Annotated in this window: 15 protein-coding genes; 5 read left to right on the plus strand and 10 right to left on the minus strand. The window is 70.6% G+C overall.

The window, feature by feature from the left end; genetic code table 11:
• Positions 1-41: 41 nt before the first annotated feature.
• The 3 genes from ACFY5A_RS06085 to ACFY5A_RS06095 are packed head-to-tail and all read right to left on the minus strand — an operon-like array spanning position 42 to position 3,219.
• On the minus strand, positions 42-962 hold the full coding sequence (locus ACFY5A_RS06085; protein ID WP_181155931.1) for a carbohydrate ABC transporter permease: 921 nt from the start codon (positions 960-962) through the stop codon (positions 42-44).
• Positions 963-964: 2 nt separating this feature from the next.
• Positions 965-1,936: a carbohydrate ABC transporter permease gene (locus tag ACFY5A_RS06090; RefSeq protein WP_105675786.1), complete on the minus strand. Its 972-nt coding sequence runs from the start codon at positions 1,934-1,936 to the stop codon at positions 965-967.
• 32 nt (positions 1,937-1,968) lie between these two features.
• A complete protein-coding gene (locus ACFY5A_RS06095) occupies positions 1,969-3,219 on the minus strand; it encodes an extracellular solute-binding protein (RefSeq protein WP_105675784.1) in 1,251 nt (416 codons plus the stop codon).
• Positions 3,220-3,561: 342 nt separating this feature from the next.
• Between ACFY5A_RS06095 and ACFY5A_RS06100 the strand changes: the two genes are divergently transcribed.
• Genes ACFY5A_RS06100 through ACFY5A_RS06120 form a run of 5 tightly spaced genes read left to right on the plus strand, consistent with a single transcriptional unit; the run spans position 3,562 to position 8,037 of the window.
• The gene (locus tag ACFY5A_RS06100; protein WP_341940685.1) at positions 3,562-4,458 is read left to right on the plus strand and encodes an SIS domain-containing protein; all 897 of its coding nucleotides are present in this window, start codon (positions 3,562-3,564) and stop codon (positions 4,456-4,458) included.
• Complete coding sequence (locus ACFY5A_RS06105) at positions 4,455-5,456, plus strand: ROK family protein (RefSeq protein WP_387232397.1); 1,002 nt, start codon at positions 4,455-4,457, stop codon at positions 5,454-5,456. The genes ACFY5A_RS06100 and ACFY5A_RS06105 overlap by 4 nt, the downstream gene beginning before the upstream one ends.
• A complete protein-coding gene (locus ACFY5A_RS06110) occupies positions 5,453-6,385 on the plus strand; it encodes a 1-phosphofructokinase family hexose kinase (RefSeq protein ID WP_105675779.1) in 933 nt (310 codons plus the stop codon). Before ACFY5A_RS06105 ends, ACFY5A_RS06110 begins: the two co-directional genes overlap by 4 nt.
• Positions 6,382-7,221, plus strand: coding sequence for a class II fructose-bisphosphate aldolase (locus ACFY5A_RS06115; RefSeq protein ID WP_387232400.1), 840 nt, complete (start codon positions 6,382-6,384; stop codon positions 7,219-7,221). The genes ACFY5A_RS06110 and ACFY5A_RS06115 overlap by 4 nt, the downstream gene beginning before the upstream one ends.
• A gap of 36 nt (positions 7,222-7,257) precedes the next feature.
• Positions 7,258-8,037 carry a DeoR/GlpR family DNA-binding transcription regulator gene (locus tag ACFY5A_RS06120; protein WP_341940681.1) on the plus strand — a complete coding sequence of 260 codons (780 nt, stop codon included), beginning with the start codon at positions 7,258-7,260 and terminating at the stop codon, positions 8,035-8,037.
• Positions 8,038-8,604: 567 nt separating this feature from the next.
• On the opposite strand, the gene ACFY5A_RS06125 is transcribed toward ACFY5A_RS06120, so the two are convergent.
• The 7 genes from ACFY5A_RS06125 to ACFY5A_RS06155 all read right to left on the minus strand — a co-directional run bounded on the left by ACFY5A_RS06125 (position 8,605) and on the right by ACFY5A_RS06155 (position 16,862).
• Complete coding sequence (locus ACFY5A_RS06125; protein WP_387232402.1) at positions 8,605-11,028, minus strand: CHAT domain-containing protein; 2,424 nt, start codon at positions 11,026-11,028, stop codon at positions 8,605-8,607.
• Positions 11,029-11,157: 129 nt separating this feature from the next.
• Positions 11,158-12,711: a S8/S53 family peptidase gene (locus ACFY5A_RS06130; protein WP_105675772.1), complete on the minus strand. Its 1,554-nt coding sequence runs from the start codon at positions 12,709-12,711 to the stop codon at positions 11,158-11,160.
• Positions 12,712-12,764: 53 nt separating this feature from the next.
• A complete protein-coding gene (locus tag ACFY5A_RS06135; RefSeq protein WP_341940679.1) occupies positions 12,765-13,220 on the minus strand; it encodes a hypothetical protein in 456 nt (151 codons plus the stop codon).
• Positions 13,217-13,843, minus strand: coding sequence for an RNA polymerase sigma factor (locus tag ACFY5A_RS06140; RefSeq protein ID WP_387232405.1), 627 nt, complete (start codon positions 13,841-13,843; stop codon positions 13,217-13,219). Before ACFY5A_RS06140 ends, ACFY5A_RS06135 begins: the two co-directional genes overlap by 4 nt.
• A 332-nt stretch (positions 13,844-14,175) precedes the next feature.
• On the minus strand, positions 14,176-14,976 hold the full coding sequence (locus ACFY5A_RS06145; RefSeq protein ID WP_387232407.1) for a MerR family transcriptional regulator: 801 nt from the start codon (positions 14,974-14,976) through the stop codon (positions 14,176-14,178).
• 33 nt (positions 14,977-15,009) lie between these two features.
• On the minus strand, positions 15,010-15,387 hold the full coding sequence (locus ACFY5A_RS06150) for a hypothetical protein (protein WP_341940676.1): 378 nt from the start codon (positions 15,385-15,387) through the stop codon (positions 15,010-15,012).
• Positions 15,388-15,452: 65 nt separating this feature from the next.
• Positions 15,453-16,862 (minus strand): MFS transporter, encoded by a 1,410-nt coding sequence (locus ACFY5A_RS06155; protein ID WP_341940675.1) that lies wholly within the window; start codon positions 16,860-16,862, stop codon positions 15,453-15,455.
• Positions 16,863-16,867: the final 5 nt, after the last annotated feature.

Below are 16,867 nucleotides of genomic sequence, written 5' to 3' on the forward strand. Positions count from 1 at the left end.
CGGATGCCGCAGCATCCGGGGCCCTTCTGACGGACGGGGGCCTACTTCACGGAGCCCGCCGTGAGACCGCCGACGAGGCGCTTCTCGATGAGCATGAACAGGATGACCACCGGCAGGATCGCGACGATCGAGACGCCGAACACGTACTGCCAGCTCGTCTCGTACTGGCCGACGAACTTGGTCAGCGCCACGGAGAGCGGCTGGTTCTTGTCGGTGGAGAGGATCACGAGCGATGCGGCGAACTCGTTCCAGCAGGCCACGAAGGTGAACACGATCGCGGTCACGATGCCCGGCCACACGAGCGGCAGGTTGATCTTGAACAGCACCGTGAAGCGCCCGGCGCCGTCGATCTGCGCGGCCTCGTCGACCTCCTTGGGGATGCCGGCGAAGAAGGAGTGCATGATCCACACCGCGAACGACAGGTTGAACGCGGCGTTGATGAAGATCATCGCGGCCCACGTGTCGCCGAGCCCCAGGGTCGTGAACTGACGGAACAGACCCGAGGTCAGCACCGCGGGCTGCAGCATCTGCGTCACGATCACGAGGAACAGGAACACCATGCGGCCGGGGAACTTGAACCGGGCCGTGTAGTACGCGGCCGGCAGTGAGACGACGAGCACCAGGAGCGTCGCGAAGACGGCGATGATGATGGTCGAGATCAGGTTGTACGGCAGCGGCGTCTCGGGCGTCGACCACATCGTGACGAAGTTCTCCCAGTGCCACTCCGTGGGGAAGTAGGTGGGATTCACGGAGCGGATCTGCGGCTTGGTCTTCACCGATCCGAAGAACATGATCAGGTACGGGAGCACGAAGATCAGGAGCACCAGCAGCCCGGCGGCCATGCGCAGGATGACGCGGGGCAGCGACACCTGGTCCTCGGTGTAGCGGCGCTTGCGGCCGATCTGCGGAGCACGGGCCCCGGTGCCGCGGGTGGTGACGAGGGCGGTCTCGGTCACGGTCATGATCAGACCTCCTTCATGGGCTTGACGGCCTTGACGTAGATCGCGACGATCACGATCACGATGAGGAAGGCGACGACCGACAGGGCGCTGGCGACGTCGACCTTCTTCTGCAGCTCGATGTACTTGAAGATCATCGTCATGATCGTGTCGGCGCCGTAGCCGGGGATCGACCCGGTCATGACCTTCAGGATCGGCAGCGAGTTGAACACGTTGATGATGTTGATGAGGATGGCGACCGCGAGGGCGCTGCGCAGCTGGGGGACGACGATGGTCCAGTAGGTGCGGGTGGCTCCGGCTCCATCCATCTTCGCGGCCTCGAGGGTGTCGGCTGGCACCGTCTGGAGCCCGGCGAGGATCGTGTAGGTCGTGAAGGGGAGCGAGACGAAGATCGCGATCACGATCGACCAGATGAACGCCGTGGTGGGGTTCTTGGTCCAGCCGAAGCCGACCTGGTCGTCGGACAGCCCGATGTCGTACAGGAACTTGTTGAAGATGCCGAAGTACGGCTCGAGGCTGTAGTAGAAGACCATCGTGGTCATGACGACGGATGCCGCCCACGGGACGATCACGGCCATCCGCACGATCTGCCGGCCGGGGAAGGCCTTGTTCAGGATCTGCGCGAGGGCGAGCGAGATGAGCACCGTGAAGAGCACCACGGTCACCACCCACACGATGGTGCGGAAGAAGATCGGCCAGAACTCCGCGAAGGCGAACACCGTGGCGAAGTTCTCGAGGCCGACCGACCCCTTGTCGAGACCCGAGAGCGAGATGTCGCGGGTCGAGTTGTAGAACATCACGCCGGCGGGGAAGAGCACGACGCCGATGATGAGCACCAGGGCTGGTGCGATCCAGGGCAGCGCCTGGAGGAGATCCTTCATGCCCGGCTTGCCGCGTGCGGCGCCGGAGGCCTTCGGGGTGCGGGGGCGGCTGTCAGCCGCCCCCGCGAGGTTCGAGGACTCTGTTGTCTGGCTCATGGTTGTACCCGAACCTCTCCCTTTCCGGCGGATCAGCCCGCGTCGACCTGGGCCTGGATCTGCTTCAGGACGTCAGCGGCGGACTGCGACTGGAGCTGGCCGAACAGCGACTTGAAGGCGCCGTCGGTGGCCGACCACTTGGGGTTCGTCGACGGGTAGAACTGCGCGTCCGGCAGCACGTCGAGGAACGGCTTCAGCTTCTCGTCGCCGTTGAGCTTCTCGGCGCCCGACTTGGTGACGGGGAGGAAGCCCTCGGCCTGCACCCACGGCACGTAGACGTCGGCGGAGTAGTAGTAGTCGAAGAACTTGGTGATCGCCTCCTTCTTGTCACCGTCGTTCTGGAACGCCATCAGCTGGTCCATGACGCCGAGCGTGAACGGCGAGCCGTCCTTGGTCGGGATCGGGACGATCGAGTAGTCGAGGTCGGGGTTGCCCTCTTCGATCTGGCCGACCGTCGGCGGGAGGCCGACCTGCATGCCGATCTTGCCCTGGATGAAGATGTCCATCAGCGGCGAACGCTGCGTGGAGCCCGGGTCGGCCTGCGTCGCACCCGCGTCGATCATCTTCTTGATCTGCTCGGCGCCCACGAGGTTCTCGGGGGTGTCGATCGTGATGTCCTTCGCGTCGCCGAACGAGCCGCCGCCGCCCCACAGCCACACGGCCGCCTCGGCCTGAGCCTCTTCGGAGCCGAGCGGCATGCCGTAGCCGGAGACGCCGCCGCCGAGGGCGGAGACCTTGGTCGCGGCATCCAGCAGCTCGTCCCAGTTCTTGGGCGCCTCGGAGACGCCGGCCTGCGTGAGCAGCGCGTTGTTCACGAACAGCGCGCGCGCCGACGCGATGAGCGGGAGGGCGTAGGCGGTGCCGTCGACCTCGGCGTTCTTCAGGAAGGCGTCCTGGAAGTCGGAGTACGTGTCCGCCGAGACGACGTCCTTGGCCGGGTAGAGCAGGTCATCGCCGACGAAGCCGGCGAAGGGGCCGCCGTTGTAGATGTCGGGGGCGTCGTTCGCCTGGATCTTGGTGGAGACGACCTTCTCGAGGTTGTCCCACGACTGCACCTCGAGCTTCACCTTGATGTCGGGGTTCTCCTTCTCGAACCCCTTGATGACGTCCTCCCAGAGGCCCTTGGTGGCGTCGGAGTAGCTGGGGACGAGGAGGTCGAGCGTGGTCGCGCCGCCGGCATCGCCGCCGTCGCCGCCGGTGGAGCCGCCGAACCCGCACGAAGCGAGCGAGAGCGTGGCGACGGCCGCAACAGCGGCTGCGCCGAATCGCAGTGACTTCTTCATGTGTATTGCATTCCTCACTGTGTGTGTCCGCCGCCTCGGAGGAGAGCGGTGGTCTGCCCTCCAGTGGAGAGGCGGGTAGTGCACAGTCGCGAACACTTTCACGCGACGGTGCGTGTGATCCCCGATCTTGCGGGAAGGGGGATCATGTGAGCCGGATGGGCTCTGGGCGACCTCTTCGTCGACGGGATCAGCGGAGAGGCGGTGGAACTTGTTCGATTATTTGTCAGGAGAACAAACAAAATCAAGAAGAACCTTGCAATGATCTTCTTTGACGACATACTATGATCGAATCAAGCTTCAAACAATCACAATCACGCAAACTTTCCTCTGGAGGGGTCAATCATGACCGAACTTCTGCCCGGCGCGCACATGCGCGAAGAGCTCAACTCGCAGCCCGACACCTGGGCGCGAGCGGCCGATCTGCGCGACGAGCAGGCGCTCCTCCCGGCGGCCGGCGCGCGCATCGCGGTCGTCGGATGCGGCACCTCCTGGTTCATCGCCCAGTCCTACGCCGCGCTGCGCGAGAACGCCGGCCTCGGCGAGACCGACGCGTTCGCGGCATCCGAGGCGTTCATCGACCGCGACTACGACGCGGTCGTCGCCCTCACCCGCTCCGGCACGACCACCGAGGTGCTCGAGCTCGTCGAGAAGATCAAAGGCCGCGTCCCCGTCGTCGGCGTGATCGGCGACCCCACCTCGCCGCTGGTGTCGCTCGTCGACGAGGCCGTGCTGCTGCCGTTCGCCGACGAGAAGTCAGTCGTGCAGACCCGCTTCGCCACGACCGCGCTCGCGCTGTTCCGCGCCTCGCTCGGCGAGGACCTCACCAGCGCGATCGACGACGCCAGGGGCGTGCTCGCCGGCGTCGACGACGACGGACTGCGGGATGCCGACCAGTACTCCTTCCTCGGACGCGGCTGGACGATCGGCCTCGCCCACGAGGCGGCGCTGAAGATGCGCGAGTCCTCGCAGTCGTGGACCGAGTCGTACCCGTCGATGGACTACCGCCACGGCCCGATCGCGATCGCCGCCCCCGGCCGCGTCACCTGGCAGTTCGGCGAGGCCCCCGACGGGCTCGCGGCGCAGGTCGAGGCCACGGGGGCGCGTTTCGTGCAGAACCCGATCGACCCGATGGCCGACCTCGTGCGCCTGCACCGCGTGGCCCTCGACCGCGCCGTCGTGCGCGGGCTCGACCCCGACCAGCCCCGCAACCTCTCGCGTTCCGTCATCCTGGATGCATGATGGCCTCCCCTGATCCGAGCGACACCGCACCCGTACCCGATGTCGTGAAGGACGCCTCCGGCGAGCGACTCGCCTCGGTGCGGTCGCTCGGACAGGGGGCGCCGGTGCTCGCGTTCGACGTGGGCGGCACCGACATCAAGTCCGCGCTGTTCGACGCCGACGGCATCGCACGAGGACTCCGCCGCACACCGACGCCGGTGGCCGACGGTGACCGCACCGGCGTGCTGATCGAGCGCCTCGGCGTGCTCGCCGCCGAGCTCACGGCCGACCACCCCGACGTGGTGCCCCAGGCGGTCGGGCTGGTCGTCCCCGGGATCGTCGACGCGGATGCCGGGCTCGGCGTCTTCGCCAGCAACCTGGGGTGGCACGACGCGCCCATCCGCGACCTCGCGGCCGCGGAGCTGGGTCTCCCCGTCGGCTTCGACCACGATGTGCGCGCCGCGAGCTGGGCGGAGCACCGCCTGGGCGGCGCCCGCGCCTATGCGAACTCCGTCGTCCTCGTGATCGGCACCGGCATCGCGGGCGCCCTCCTCGTGGGCGGCGTCCCCTACACCGCAGGCGGGTACGCCGGAGAGATCGGGCACTCCCCGATCGCCGACGGTCCGATCTGCGCGTGCGGCGCCCGCGGATGCCTGGAGGCCGTGGCCTCGGCCGGAGCCATCGCCCGCCGTTACCGCGAAGCCACCGGCGTCACGCCGGACGGCGCGAAGGACGTGATCGCCCGCGCGGCCGCCGGCGACCAGATCGCAGCGGACATCTGGAACTCCGCGCTCGACGCGCTGACCATGTCGCTCGCGCAGCTCACCGCGGTCGTCGCGCCCGAGGCCGTCGTGATCGGCGGAGGGCTGTCGCGCGCCGGCGGGGCGCTGTTCGACGAACTGCGCTCGCGACTCGCCACACGACTGAGCTTCCACCGTCTGCCCGAGCTCGTGCCCGCCGAGCTCTCCGGAAACGCGGGGCTGATCGGCGCCGCGCTGCGCGCGAGGGAGCTCGTATGATCCTCACGGTCACCCCGAACCCCGCGCTCGACCTCACCTGGCGCGTCGACCGCCTCACGGTCGGCGAGACGCACAGGGCGGATGCCGGCGCCGCACGCGCCGGAGGCAAGGGCCTCAACGTCGCCAGGGTCGCGCACGCGCAGGGCGCCGACGTCGTCGCCGTGACCACGGTCGGCGGCAGGGCGGGCGCCGATTTCGCCGACGAGCTCGTGCTCTCCGGAGTGCCCCACGCGCTCGTCCAGGTCGCCGGAGCCACGCGGCAGAGCGTGGCGATCGTCGACGAGCACCTCGGCGACACCACGGTCGTCAACGAGCGCGGCGTCAACCCGACCGACGAGGAATGGGGCGCCCTGCTCGCCGAGGTCGTCGAACGGCTGCCCGCCGCCGACGTCCTGGTGATCTCGGGCAGTCTCCCGCCCGGTGCTCCCCGCACGCTCCTCCCGCTCCTGATCGGCGTCGGCCGGGACGCCGGGGTGCCGGTGATCGTCGACACCTCCGGTCCCGCGCTGCTGCAGGCGGCGGATGCCGGAGCGTCCGTCCTCAAGCCCAACGCCGCGGAGCTCGTCGACGCCACGGGCATCGCCGACCCCGTCGAGGGCGCCCGGTCGCTCATCGCGCGCGGCGTGGAGCTCGTGCTGCTGTCGCTGGGGGCCGACGGGATGCTCGCCGTGACGGCATCCGACGTCGTGCACGCCCGCCTCGACGCCCCTCTCGCCGGCAACCCGACCGGCGCCGGCGACGCCGGTGTCGCGGCATGCGCCGTGCTCTACGCGGAGGGCGAGCGCGACCCCGAGCGGATCCTCCGGCGCGCGACATCCTGGTCGGCCGCGGCGGTGCTGATGCCCCTCGCCGGCGAGATCTCCGACACCTGGCCCGACCTCGACGCACGACTGAGCGTGCGCCCGTACGAACAGAAGGACCGCGAATGACCCTCGTCTCCGCCCGTGAACTGGTGACGGGTGCCGCGACCCGCGGCACCGGCATCGGCGCGTTCAACGTGATCCACCTCGAGACCGCCGAGGGGCTGGTGCGCGCGTCGGAGCGGGCTGGACTCCCGGTGATCCTGCAGATCTCGCAGAACTGCGCCGACTACCACGGCGCCCTCGAACCGATCGCGCTCGCGACGCTCGCGAGCGCGCGGCGCGCATCGACCCCGGTCGCCGTGCACCTCGACCACGCCGAGCGTCCGGAGCTCGTCGACGAGGCGATCGCCCTCGGCTTCGGCTCGGTCATGTTCGACGGCGGCGCCCTCCCCTACGACGACAACGTCGCCCTCACCGCGGCGGTGGCCGCGCGCGCGCGCGCCGCGGGTGTCTACGTCGAGGGAGAGCTGGGCGAGGTCGGCGGAAAGGACGGCGCGCACGCGCCCGGCGTCCGCACCGACCCCGACGAGGCCAGGGCCTTCGTCGAGGCGACGGGCGTCGACGCGCTGGCCGTGGCGGTCGGCTCCTCGCACGCGATGCTCGACCGCTCGGCATCCCTCGACCTCGACCTCATCGCCCGTCTGCACGCCGCGCTCTCCGTGCCCCTGGTGCTGCACGGCTCCTCTGGTGTGGCGGATGCCGTCATCGCCGACGCCGTGCGCGCCGGCATGACGAAGATCAACGTCTCGACGCACCTGAACGGCTTCTTCACCAGGGCCGTCCGGTCGGCGCTCGCCGCCGACGAGACGCTCGTCGACTCGCGCAAGTACCTGAAGCCCGCGCGCGAGGCGCTGGCCGACGAGGCCGCGCGGATGCTCCGCCTGTTCGCCCTGGAATCGTGAGGACGACCGCGGCGCCGGGTCGGGCAGGATGGTGACATGAAGCGCGCCGCACGTCTCAACGCGATCCTCGACCTGCTCGCCGACGCCGGCGAGGTCACGGTCGAGGAGCTCGTCGAGCGCTTCGGCGCATCGCCGGCGACCACCCGCCGCGACCTCGACAGCCTCGCGGAGCAGCGGCTGCTCACCCGCACGCACGGCGGAGCGGTGGCGCAGGCGGTGGCCTACGAGCTGCCGATCCGGTACAAGAGCCACCTCCGCACGCAGCAGAAGGAGAGCATCGCCCAGGCGGCCGCCGCTCTCGTCATGCCGGGCATGGTCGTCGGGCTCTCGGGCGGGACGACGACGACGGCGATCGCCGCGGCCATCGCCGCACGGGAGGACCTCGCCGCAGGCGGCGGCATCACGGTCGTCACGAACGCGGTCAACATCGCGGCTCAGCTCGCGACCCGCCCCGACATCAAGGTGGTCGTCACGGGCGGGGTGATCCACTCGCGCACCTACGAGCTCGTCGGCCCCTTCGTGGAGCAGCTGCTCCGCGGCGTCCGGCTCGACCTCGCGTTCATCGGCGTGAACGGGATGGATGCCGCGGCCGGCGCCACCACGCAGGACGAGCGCGAGGCCGCGGTGAACCGGATGATGGCGGAGCGTGCGCGCCGCGCGGTCGTCGTGACCGACGGCAGCAAGCTCGGCGTCACGGCCTTCGCCAGCGTCGGCGGGGTGGAGCTGTTCCCCGTGGTGCTGACCGACGAAGACGCCGACGTCGACGCCGTCGCCGCGCTGCGCGCCGCCGGGTACGAGGTTCTCACGGCATCCTGACCCCCGGCGCGTGTGCGCGCGTGCGCCGTGCGCCCTTGAGGGGTCAGGAACTGTCGCATCGCACCCCCTGGAGGCAGCGTTTCGCGACCCCTCACGCGTCGTCATCCACGCGACCTCTCGTGCGCTCCGGACGCTCGCCGCTCTCGCGTGGTCGTTGCAAGGTGCGCCGCTGAGGGGGCACGAAATGCCGCTCGAAGCCCCGCTGAGACGGCATTTTGTGACCCCTCAGGAGGGGTGTCGGGGCGTCCTCACGCTGAGGGGTCGTGAAGTGCGGCCTCCGGATCCCCGGAGGCGGCATTTTGTGACCCGTCAGCGGAACTGACGCAGAGCGCGAGCACGACCCCGTGTCAGGCGGCCATGCGGGCGCCCATGAAGGAGGTGCCGCGGTTGCAACCGCGGCACCTCCGGGCAGATGGTGGCCTGTCGTATCCCTGCACTCCCCAGTGCACAGGTTCCCCAGTTCGACTGCGCCTCCCGCGCTCCGCCTTCTCGAAGCCCTTCGCATGGCACCTTCTGTAGATCAGGAGCGGGTCCCCCCGGTTCTGATACAGCGATTGGAGAAAATCTTCAGAATCCGTTCCCGTGGCACTGGAAGGGGGCGCGCAGCCCGGTGGAGAGGGATGCCGCGGCGAGAGCGTCCGCGGCATCGGCGCCCGAGGCCAGCCCCTCGTGCACGGCCGACAGGAGCTCGCCGGCCACGGCATCCGCCACCATCACGGGCGCCGCGATCACGCATCCGGTGCCCGCGTGCAGCCATACCCGCGTCATGCCGAGCGCCTCCTCTCCCCAGCGCACCGAGGAGCGACCCAGCTCGCACGCCGACAGCACCACCGTCGCCGGCACGTGCGGGATGAGGTCGACGTCGTAGCCGAACAGGGTGCCGTCGGCGAGCTCGAGTCCCGAGAACATCGGGTTGCCCGTCGCGTGGCGTCCGTGCGCGGCGATGTGCAGCACGTCGGACTCCCCCGCGAGGTCGGTGACGCTCGTGACGCGGGAGTCGTCGGCGGTGAGCAGGGTCGCCGCGGGCCACGCCGCTGCCGCCCGTCTGATCTCCTCCTCCGCGCGGGGGACGCGCGGCCCGGCGGCGAACCCGGCCCTCGGCGCTCGCGTCCGGTCTGCGGTCGGGCGGTCGGCGAGCCAGCGCGACACCGAGGTCGCCAGGGTGAAGGGGATCCCGGAGAGCCCAGGCAGCATGGCCCAGGGGATGCCGGCGAGGATGCCGGGGATCGTCAGCGCGAAGCGCCGTGCCTGCACCGCCGCGCGCACGGGGGCGAGCAGCGCGTCGTCGAGGACGCGCAGGCGCTCGTCGAGCGAGCGCTCCACCAGTGCGGCCATCGGTCCGCCGCGCGTGAGGGCGGCGACGTCGAGGTCGGCACGGAGGCCGTCGAGGGCGCCGCGCACGCCGGGCCAGTCGAGCGGCACGATGCGGGAGTCGGATGCCGTCACCACGACGCACTGCAGTTCCGCACCGGTGAACACGTAGGCGAGGATCGCGGTGTCGTCGGCGATCCGTCCCTGCGCCTCGGCGAGCTCGATGCGCGTGCGGGTGCCGCCGACACCCGTCGTCGACCACTGCCGTTCGCGCACGCGCGCCCGGAGTGCGCGCACCCTGGCGTCACCCGACCAGTCGGTTCCGGCGAGATCGGCGCGCAGCATCCGCAGTTCGGCGAGGTCGCCGGCGAGCTCAGGGTCGTGCGGCGGACGGACGGGCGCCACCTGCTGGCTCAGGTGCCGCGCGCGCTCGGACCACTCGAACAGCACGGCCGGGTCGCCCGTGCGCGCTGCGGCGGCGAGCCCCGCGAACATCAGGTCGGCGCCGTGCATCGCGACGGATGCCTGCAGGTCGAGCGCTCCGAACGACTGCTGCCACGCCGTCAGCAGCTCCAGCCCGTCGGAGGCTGCGCGCAGCGCCTCGCGATCCCGCCCCGCTGCAGACGCGCGCACCGCCCTGACCTCCTGCGCATGCATCCGCAGCGGTATGGGAGCGTCGGGCGGAAGGCGCGGCATCCGTCCGCGCCCGCCGAGCCGTGCGGTGAGCGCGAGCCCCGTGGCCTCGGTGCGGAAACCGCGGCGACGGAGAGCGGATGCCGTGCGCGCGAAGTCCGCAGGGTCCGTCCTCCCGCCTGCGCGCAGCCGTGCGTCGAGGCGCACGGCCTCGGCGCGGGTGGCCCATCCGTCGCTGCCGAGCGCCGTGAAGCGGCGGACCGCGGTGCGCGCCGTCCGCTCCGCCGCGCGGGGATCGTGCCGCAGCTGCGAACGGGCGAGGTGGAACTCGGCCTCGCCGCGAGCCTGCCTCATCCGCTGCGCGCCGAACTGCACGGCCACCTCGGCGAGCAGGGCCTCCGCCTCGGTCGTGAGACCCGCGTCGCGGAGCACCTCGGCGCGGTCGAGGTCGCCGATCGCGGCGGCCAGATCGCTCGTTGCCGCGAGCGCCGGTCGGGAGCGGGTCATCAGCGCGAGCGCCGCGACCAGGTCGCCGCCGAGCAGCGCCGCATAGCCGAGGTTGTGGCGGGCCTCAGCGAGCGGCTCCTCCTCGCCCGCCGCCTCGAAGATCGCCGCCGCGTGTTCGAGATCGGCGACGCACGGAGCGAGTTCGTGGCGCTGCATCCGCACCACCGCCCTGTTCATGAGCAGGTTCGCGTGCTCGCCGGATTCTGCGGCGACGACGCGGATCGCCCGAGTCAGCATGGCTTCGGCCTCATCGAGGCGACCGGAGTACAGGAGCAGTGTGCCGAGCTGGCCACTCAGCACCGCTACCGTCTCTTCGCTCAACCCGGGGCGGGCGAGGGCAGCGGTCGAGAGCCGCTCCGCGTCGGCGGGTCTCCCCGTCTGTGCGAGCACATACGCGACGGTGCCGTCGATGCGGGCGCGGAGGTCCTCATCGTCCGTGCGGGCGGATGCCGCGGTGAGGGCGCGACGAGCCTGGCCGAACCGCCGCGCGTTGGCCGCAGCGACACCGCGCTGGTGCAGCTCGGTCGCAGACAGGGGCATGCTCCCAGGATGGTCCTGCGGCGTGCGATTGGGGAAGTGCCGGGCGGGCGAGGCCGCCCGGAAGTCGTGTCGACCCGTGAGCAGACCGCTGATGTCGCCCGGACGGCGGTCTCGAAGACGGCCCCCGGTTCAGACCCCCTCTGTCGGCGCGGGCAGTGCGTTCAGCACCGACGTGACGGCTGCGATCGCGGCATCCGTCTTCACTCCGCCCAGGGGGACGGTGCCCAACTGCGCCGCGATCCGCCCCGCCACGTAGGGAGCGGCGAACGAGGTACCGCTCCACACGGCGAAGCCGCCGCGGTAGTCGTCCGGATCGAGGGTCTCGCGACGCAGCCCGTCGACGTCGGCCCGCGAGGTCGCCTGCTCTCCGCCGACGAAGGCGGGCGACGTGCTCACCACCGCAGCACCGGGTGCGTACACGCGCACCCAGGGGCCGACATTCGAGAACAGTGCGACCGAGCGGGACGACGGGTTGAGCGCGCCCACGGACACCAGCGGAGCGTCGTCATCCCGGGGGATGCCGTTGTCGGCTCCCGGCCACGCCCACAGGGACGCGGGGAACGACGGTCGATCGATCGCGTCGTTGCCCGCAGAGCACACGACGACGCAGCCGAGCTCTCGCGCTCTGGTGAGCAGCGCGTTCAGAGTGAGGCTGAACAGGCCGTCGCTCGGCGTCTCGTGGTAGTACCCGAGGGAGAGATTGAGCACATCGATCGGATACCCGGTGCGCGGATTCTCGCGATGCCGGCGCAGGAGCTCGACGACCTGCGCGAGGGTGTTCAGGAACGTGCTCTCATCGACCACGCCCAGCGCTCCGGCGATGCGCACGGACAGGATGTCGGCGTCAGGGGCGGCCTGGCGGATCAGGCCGGCGATGAACGTGCCGTGCCCTGCCACGGCATCGATCTCGCCGTCCAGCTGACCATAGAGGTCGGGATAGCGCTCCGGATCGGCGTCGTCCGTCAGGCCGACGGGAACGCCGTCGAGCTCCACGTGCCGCGTCACGATTCCCTCAGGGAGCCAGTCGTGGACCCCGCATCCCGTGTCGAGAACGGCGACCACAGGTCTCCGGCCCTTCCGCGGGGTCGCGGCGCGCGAAGGCGCCGGGCCGAGCCAGCTCACCGGCTGGCGTGCGCCGCGGCCGGGCTGCAGGTAGTCCTCGCTGCCCGCCGCGCCGCCGGGTCCCACCGGGTTCGTGCGCGTGAACGGATTGGTGCGCGTGAACGGGTTCGTCCTGGTGAACGGGTTGAGCCCGACCGGGTCGATCGACAGCACGTGCTCGAGGCTGGTCCGCGGCATCCGCGATCGGGAGATCCGGCGGGCGCGCTGCAGCACTCGCCAGGCGTCGGGCGGAACGGGCGATTCCCCGCGCACCGGCTGATCCGGCGTCGTGAGATGGGCGCGTACGAACCACGGGATCTCGGCGGTCAGCCCCCGTCGCAGCTCCGGCTCCTCGAGCACGAGCTCCCAGCCGAACGACCCGGCGGCCTCGTGCAGGGTCTTGACCTCCTGGTCGTACGCCCCGTTGTCGTCATCGTGCGTGATCAGCAGGCGCTCCGGCAGGTACGCGGTGGGGAACGCCCGGATGCCGTCGACCGGCTCGACGTTCGGGTCGAGCGCCGAGCCGCGGCGGATCGACCCTTCCGCTCGGTCCTGCCAGGTCCATCCCTTGGGCTGATCCATCGGTCATCCTCTCGGTGCGGGCGTGCCCGCGTCTCGTGCCCGCGCGGAGCGGATCACAGTTCGAACTGCGGGGTCGACAGGGTGCGCACGTCGTCGCCGATCCTGGTGGACAGGCGCACGCGGGTGAGTCCGGGCGGCACGTCGTCGAACACGAATCGCCCCGTCTCGGAGGGGGTCGTCGTGCGGACGGCGTCGCCCTGCGTGAGCACGATCTCCGCCGCGGCCGTGTCGACCCAGCCGTCGACCCGGCGCCGGCCGTTCGCGGTCGAGGTGACGTGCAGCAGGATGCTCGTGGTGCCGTCGCTGAACTGCAGGGTGAGAGCATCCGCTTCTCCGCGCACCTCGCTGAGCGGGCGCTCGACGATGGTGAGCAGCGCGTACTCCTCCGACAGGGAGTCGGTGGCGACCGCCGCGATCATGCGGTCGATCAGGAAGGCGGGAACGGGGTCGACATCCGACCACATCGACCGCAGCCGAGCGAACAGCTCCGCATCATCGTGCTCGTTCACGAGAGACCTCCCCTCGGCGAAGGGTCGAGCAGGTCGCGCAGCTTGGTGAGGCAGCGCTTGCGCGTGGGGCCGATGCTGCCGATCGGCATCGACAGGTCGGCGGCGATGCGGGCGTAGTCGGGGCGGTCGTCGAACGCCACGACGCGCAGCAGACGCTGGCAGCGGTCGTCGAGCACGCGCACCGCGGCCCACAGGCGGCGGTTCTCGTCGCCGGTCGCCGCGTGATCCTCGGCGGACGACTGCTCGGGGAGGAGGGCGTCGAGGTCCTCCGGTTCTGCGGTGTCGACCCTGCCGTGGGCCTTGCCGACCTTCCACGCCTCGCGCCGTGCCGTGGTGGTGAGCCAGGCGGCGACGGCGCGCGAGTCGGCGATCGTCTCGCGCCCGCGCACGAGACGGAGCCAGGTGGTCTGCACCACGTCCTCGGCGAGCATCCGCTCCAGCCCGTACGCGCGCACGACATGCCAGAGCACAGGTGTCATCAGTCGCACGAGGTCGTCCATCGCGCGGCTGTCGCCGTCTCGCCATGCGTCGAAGAAGGCTGCGGCACGCTGCCACCGCGCCGCCCCGTCGTCCGCTGCCGGATCGAGATCGGCGTCGGGTGCGCCGTCGATCATGAGTCCCATTGTGATCACACCTATAAGGAGCGCGGCAAGAGGTTCGTGATACATGGACGCGGTTGTTTTCCTGCTCGGCTCCGTCTGTCTCCCCGGGAGTTCCTCGGTCGTCCATTCGGGGCCACGATCTCGAGTGGATGCCCGGGCACGACTTCGGGTCGGATGCCGGGCACGACTTCGGAGCAGCCGACCGACACGCCGCTTCCTGGACCGCCGATGCGGCGTGTCGGTCGGGCATCTCCGAAGCTGTGCCCGGGGGATCAGGCCAGAGGTGTGCGATGGGCCTCGGAGTCTCCGAAGCTGCGCCCGGGGATCAGGCCAGGGGTGATCCGAGAATCAGATCACGGGCGCTCGACGGGCTGCTGCAGCTCGGTGACCCAGTCGGACTGGTCCTCAGACACGGCGCGCACGTAGAGCTCGCGGCAGGGTCCGCTGGGCACGTAGCCCCGGGCGATGATCTCGGCGTGCACCGCGCTCCAGGTCTCCCTGATGCGGTCCATCGCGCCGAGGTGCACCCCGCAGATCGCGAGCTCGACGGCGGGGAGGTCGACGAGCTCGAACCCGTCGCGGCGCTCGCCGCCGTAGGCGTAGCCGACCGTGATGTCCATGCCGTCTTCGCCGAGGCTGTACTGCGCGATCGGCGTCGACAGGGCGCCGCACTCGTCGCCGAGCACGTTCTCGAGGCTCTCGAACAGGGGGCCGACCGTGGAGCCGACCTCGTGTTCGGGCACGGATGCCGTCTGCGCGGCGAGCCGCACGGCGGGGAGGGGCTTCTCGATGATCTCGACCTGTGACATCTGGTTCTCGCTTTCGATGAGATGGAGCCGCCGCTCCACGTCCACGAGTCGGGCGGCGGCGATCCGGTGCTCCTCCTCGACCTCGGCGCGACGCAGACGCAGCATGGCCGCGATCCGTTCCGCGTCGATCCCCTGTTCGAGGATCAGCGCGATGTCGTCGAGGCCGAAGCCGAGCTGGCGCAGCGCGACGATCCGATGCAGCCTCTCCAGCTGCGAAGGGTCGTACGAGCGGTAGCCGCTGAACTCGTCCACGTGGGCGGGAACGAGCAGACCGGCGGTGTCCCAGTGCCGAAGCATCCGGTGGGTCACCTGGCCGATCTGCGCGAAGGCTCCGATGGATAACATGCTTCCGTTATCCCTTCTTCCACAGTGTCAGGGTCAAGTCTCTCCCGTCGGCGCGTCGTCCCGCGCGCGCAGGACCAGCCGCGCGAGGCCGCGGATGAGCACGAGGGCGATGGGCCACAGCACGAGGGCCGTGAGGGCGACGTTCCCCGAGAAGGCGAGCCAGTCGACGCTCGTCGGCACCGGGTCTGCGCGGTCGCCGACGACCGTGACCTCGACGGGGTGGTCGACGTAGGCGAAGCGCGACAGATCCTGGTGGTACCAGGGGAGCGGCCAGCCGAAGGCGACGTCGGCGGTGTCGGATGCCGTCGGCACCACGACCGGCACCGAGAACGTGATCGTCCAGCTGACGGCGACCGCGGCGGCGACGAGGCCGATCGTCGGGAGCACGGCATCCCGCCATCGTCGTGTCATGAGCGTCCCCTTCGGTCCCGCTCCAGTCTCCCGCAGGTGCGGCGCGGTGCGTGCGCCGGGGCGCTCTACTCGAACTGCGTCGCGTGCGCGGTCCAGCCGGACTCGGTGGGGAGCGCGCGCAGCGCGCGGTTGCCGACGGCGAGGGCCACCGCCACGAGGCACAGCACGGCGCACGCGATGACGGTCCACTCGCGTCCGGCCGACGCGAGTCCGAAGCCGGCGATGAGCGGGGCGAGGGGCATGGCTCCCATGCCCAGCACGGCGGCGGCGCTGTTGGCCCTGCCGAGCAGCCGCGACGGGGTGGCGACCATGAAGTAGCCCATCAGCGCGGCGTTCAGCGCGGGCAGCAGGAACACCGATGCGGCGAGCACACCGACGATCAGCCAGGGCTCGGTGATCATCGAGATGGCGACGATGCCCGCGGTCGCGCATGCGAGGCTCACGATCGTCAGGGTTCCCGCACTGATCCGGGGGACGAGCATCGGAGCCACGATGGCGCCGAGCAGCATCGTTCCACCCAGCGCCGCCGACAGTGCGCCGATGAACACCGCGGAGTATCCGGACTGCTGCAGCGAGTAGATCACCGTGGTGATCGCCGCGTTGAAGCCGAGGTTGATGATCGTGGTGATGAAGAGGACGCCGCGCAGGTCGGGGCGCGAGAGCAGCCACGAGAAGCCCTCGCGGAACTCCGTCCACGCGCTCGTCTTCACGACGGATGTCGGATGACTCGCGGATGCCGGATGACCTGCGGATGGGGTGGGAAGACCCAGAGCGTCCGTGTCGGCATCCGCGTGTCCGACCTCGACACGCCGTCCGGCGCGAACCTCGTCCGGGTTTCGCCTCTCCCAATCGGCGTCCGTGCCGGTGCCGACGATCCCGTCGCGACGCGCGCCCCGGCGGAGCATCCATGCGGTGAGGGCCGCGACCAGGTGGCACAGCGCCATCACCGCGCCGACCAGCCATCCGCCGACGCCGAGCAGGAGGCCGCCGAGCGGTCCTCCGACGAGCTGGAGAGCGGCATCCCGTCCCTGATTCGCGGCCTGCGCGCGGCCCATCGCCTCGTCGGGGACGATCTCCTTGATGGCGCTCTCGCCGGCGACGTCGAAGAGCCCGCTGCGGGCGGCGAGCAGCACGTCGATGACGAGCAGCGTCGAGAAGGTGAGCGCGTCGGCGAGGGCGAGGAGCAGGAAGGCCGCCGACAGCAGCACGCCGAGCAGGGAGCCGATGAGCATGAGGAGGATGCGGCGGTGCCGGTCGGCCAGGATCCCGCCCGCGAGGGTGGTCAGCAGTCGCGCGACCATGCCCGCGCCGCCGATGATGCCCGCCTGCGCGGGGTCGTTCGTGATGATGAGCGCGAGCAGCGGGACGGCGAATCCGAAGAGGGATGCCGCGAGCCCCTTGCTCGTGTCGCTGAGGAGCCAGGTGAGGTAGCGGGTGTTCTGCCACAGCCTGTGGGGCGCGGTCACGGTGGTCATGCTCA

The sequence above is a fragment of the Microbacterium sp. NPDC012755 genome, assembly GCF_042901325.1.
GTDB lineage: Bacteria > Actinomycetota > Actinomycetes > Actinomycetales > Microbacteriaceae > Microbacterium > Microbacterium natoriense.

What these genes read in the sequence shown, in the direction of transcription:
- ACFY5A_RS06140 (WP_387232405.1), bottom strand. Translation starts at nt 13,843, where the DNA reads ATGGGACTCATGATCGACGGCGCACCCGACGCCGATCTCGATCCGGCA.
- ACFY5A_RS06100 (WP_341940685.1), top strand. Translation starts at nt 3,562, where the DNA reads ATGACCGAACTTCTGCCCGGCGCGCACATGCGCGAAGAGCTCAACTCG.
- ACFY5A_RS06130 (WP_105675772.1), bottom strand. Translation starts at nt 12,711, where the DNA reads ATGGATCAGCCCAAGGGATGGACCTGGCAGGACCGAGCGGAAGGGTCG.
- ACFY5A_RS06095 (WP_105675784.1), bottom strand. Translation starts at nt 3,219, where the DNA reads ATGAAGAAGTCACTGCGATTCGGCGCAGCCGCTGTTGCGGCCGTCGCC.
- ACFY5A_RS06105 (WP_387232397.1), top strand. Translation starts at nt 4,455, where the DNA reads ATGATGGCCTCCCCTGATCCGAGCGACACCGCACCCGTACCCGATGTC.
- ACFY5A_RS06145 (WP_387232407.1), bottom strand. Translation starts at nt 14,976, where the DNA reads ATGTTATCCATCGGAGCCTTCGCGCAGATCGGCCAGGTGACCCACCGG.
- ACFY5A_RS06120 (WP_341940681.1), top strand. Translation starts at nt 7,258, where the DNA reads ATGAAGCGCGCCGCACGTCTCAACGCGATCCTCGACCTGCTCGCCGAC.
- ACFY5A_RS06155 (WP_341940675.1), bottom strand. Translation starts at nt 16,862, where the DNA reads ATGACCACCGTGACCGCGCCCCACAGGCTGTGGCAGAACACCCGCTAC.
- ACFY5A_RS06115 (WP_387232400.1), top strand. Translation starts at nt 6,382, where the DNA reads ATGACCCTCGTCTCCGCCCGTGAACTGGTGACGGGTGCCGCGACCCGC.
- ACFY5A_RS06110 (WP_105675779.1), top strand. Translation starts at nt 5,453, where the DNA reads ATGATCCTCACGGTCACCCCGAACCCCGCGCTCGACCTCACCTGGCGC.
- ACFY5A_RS06125 (WP_387232402.1), bottom strand. Translation starts at nt 11,028, where the DNA reads ATGCCCCTGTCTGCGACCGAGCTGCACCAGCGCGGTGTCGCTGCGGCC.
- ACFY5A_RS06090 (WP_105675786.1), bottom strand. Translation starts at nt 1,936, where the DNA reads ATGAGCCAGACAACAGAGTCCTCGAACCTCGCGGGGGCGGCTGACAGC.
- ACFY5A_RS06085 (WP_181155931.1), bottom strand. Translation starts at nt 962, where the DNA reads ATGACCGTGACCGAGACCGCCCTCGTCACCACCCGCGGCACCGGGGCC.
- ACFY5A_RS06150 (WP_341940676.1), bottom strand. Translation starts at nt 15,387, where the DNA reads ATGACACGACGATGGCGGGATGCCGTGCTCCCGACGATCGGCCTCGTC.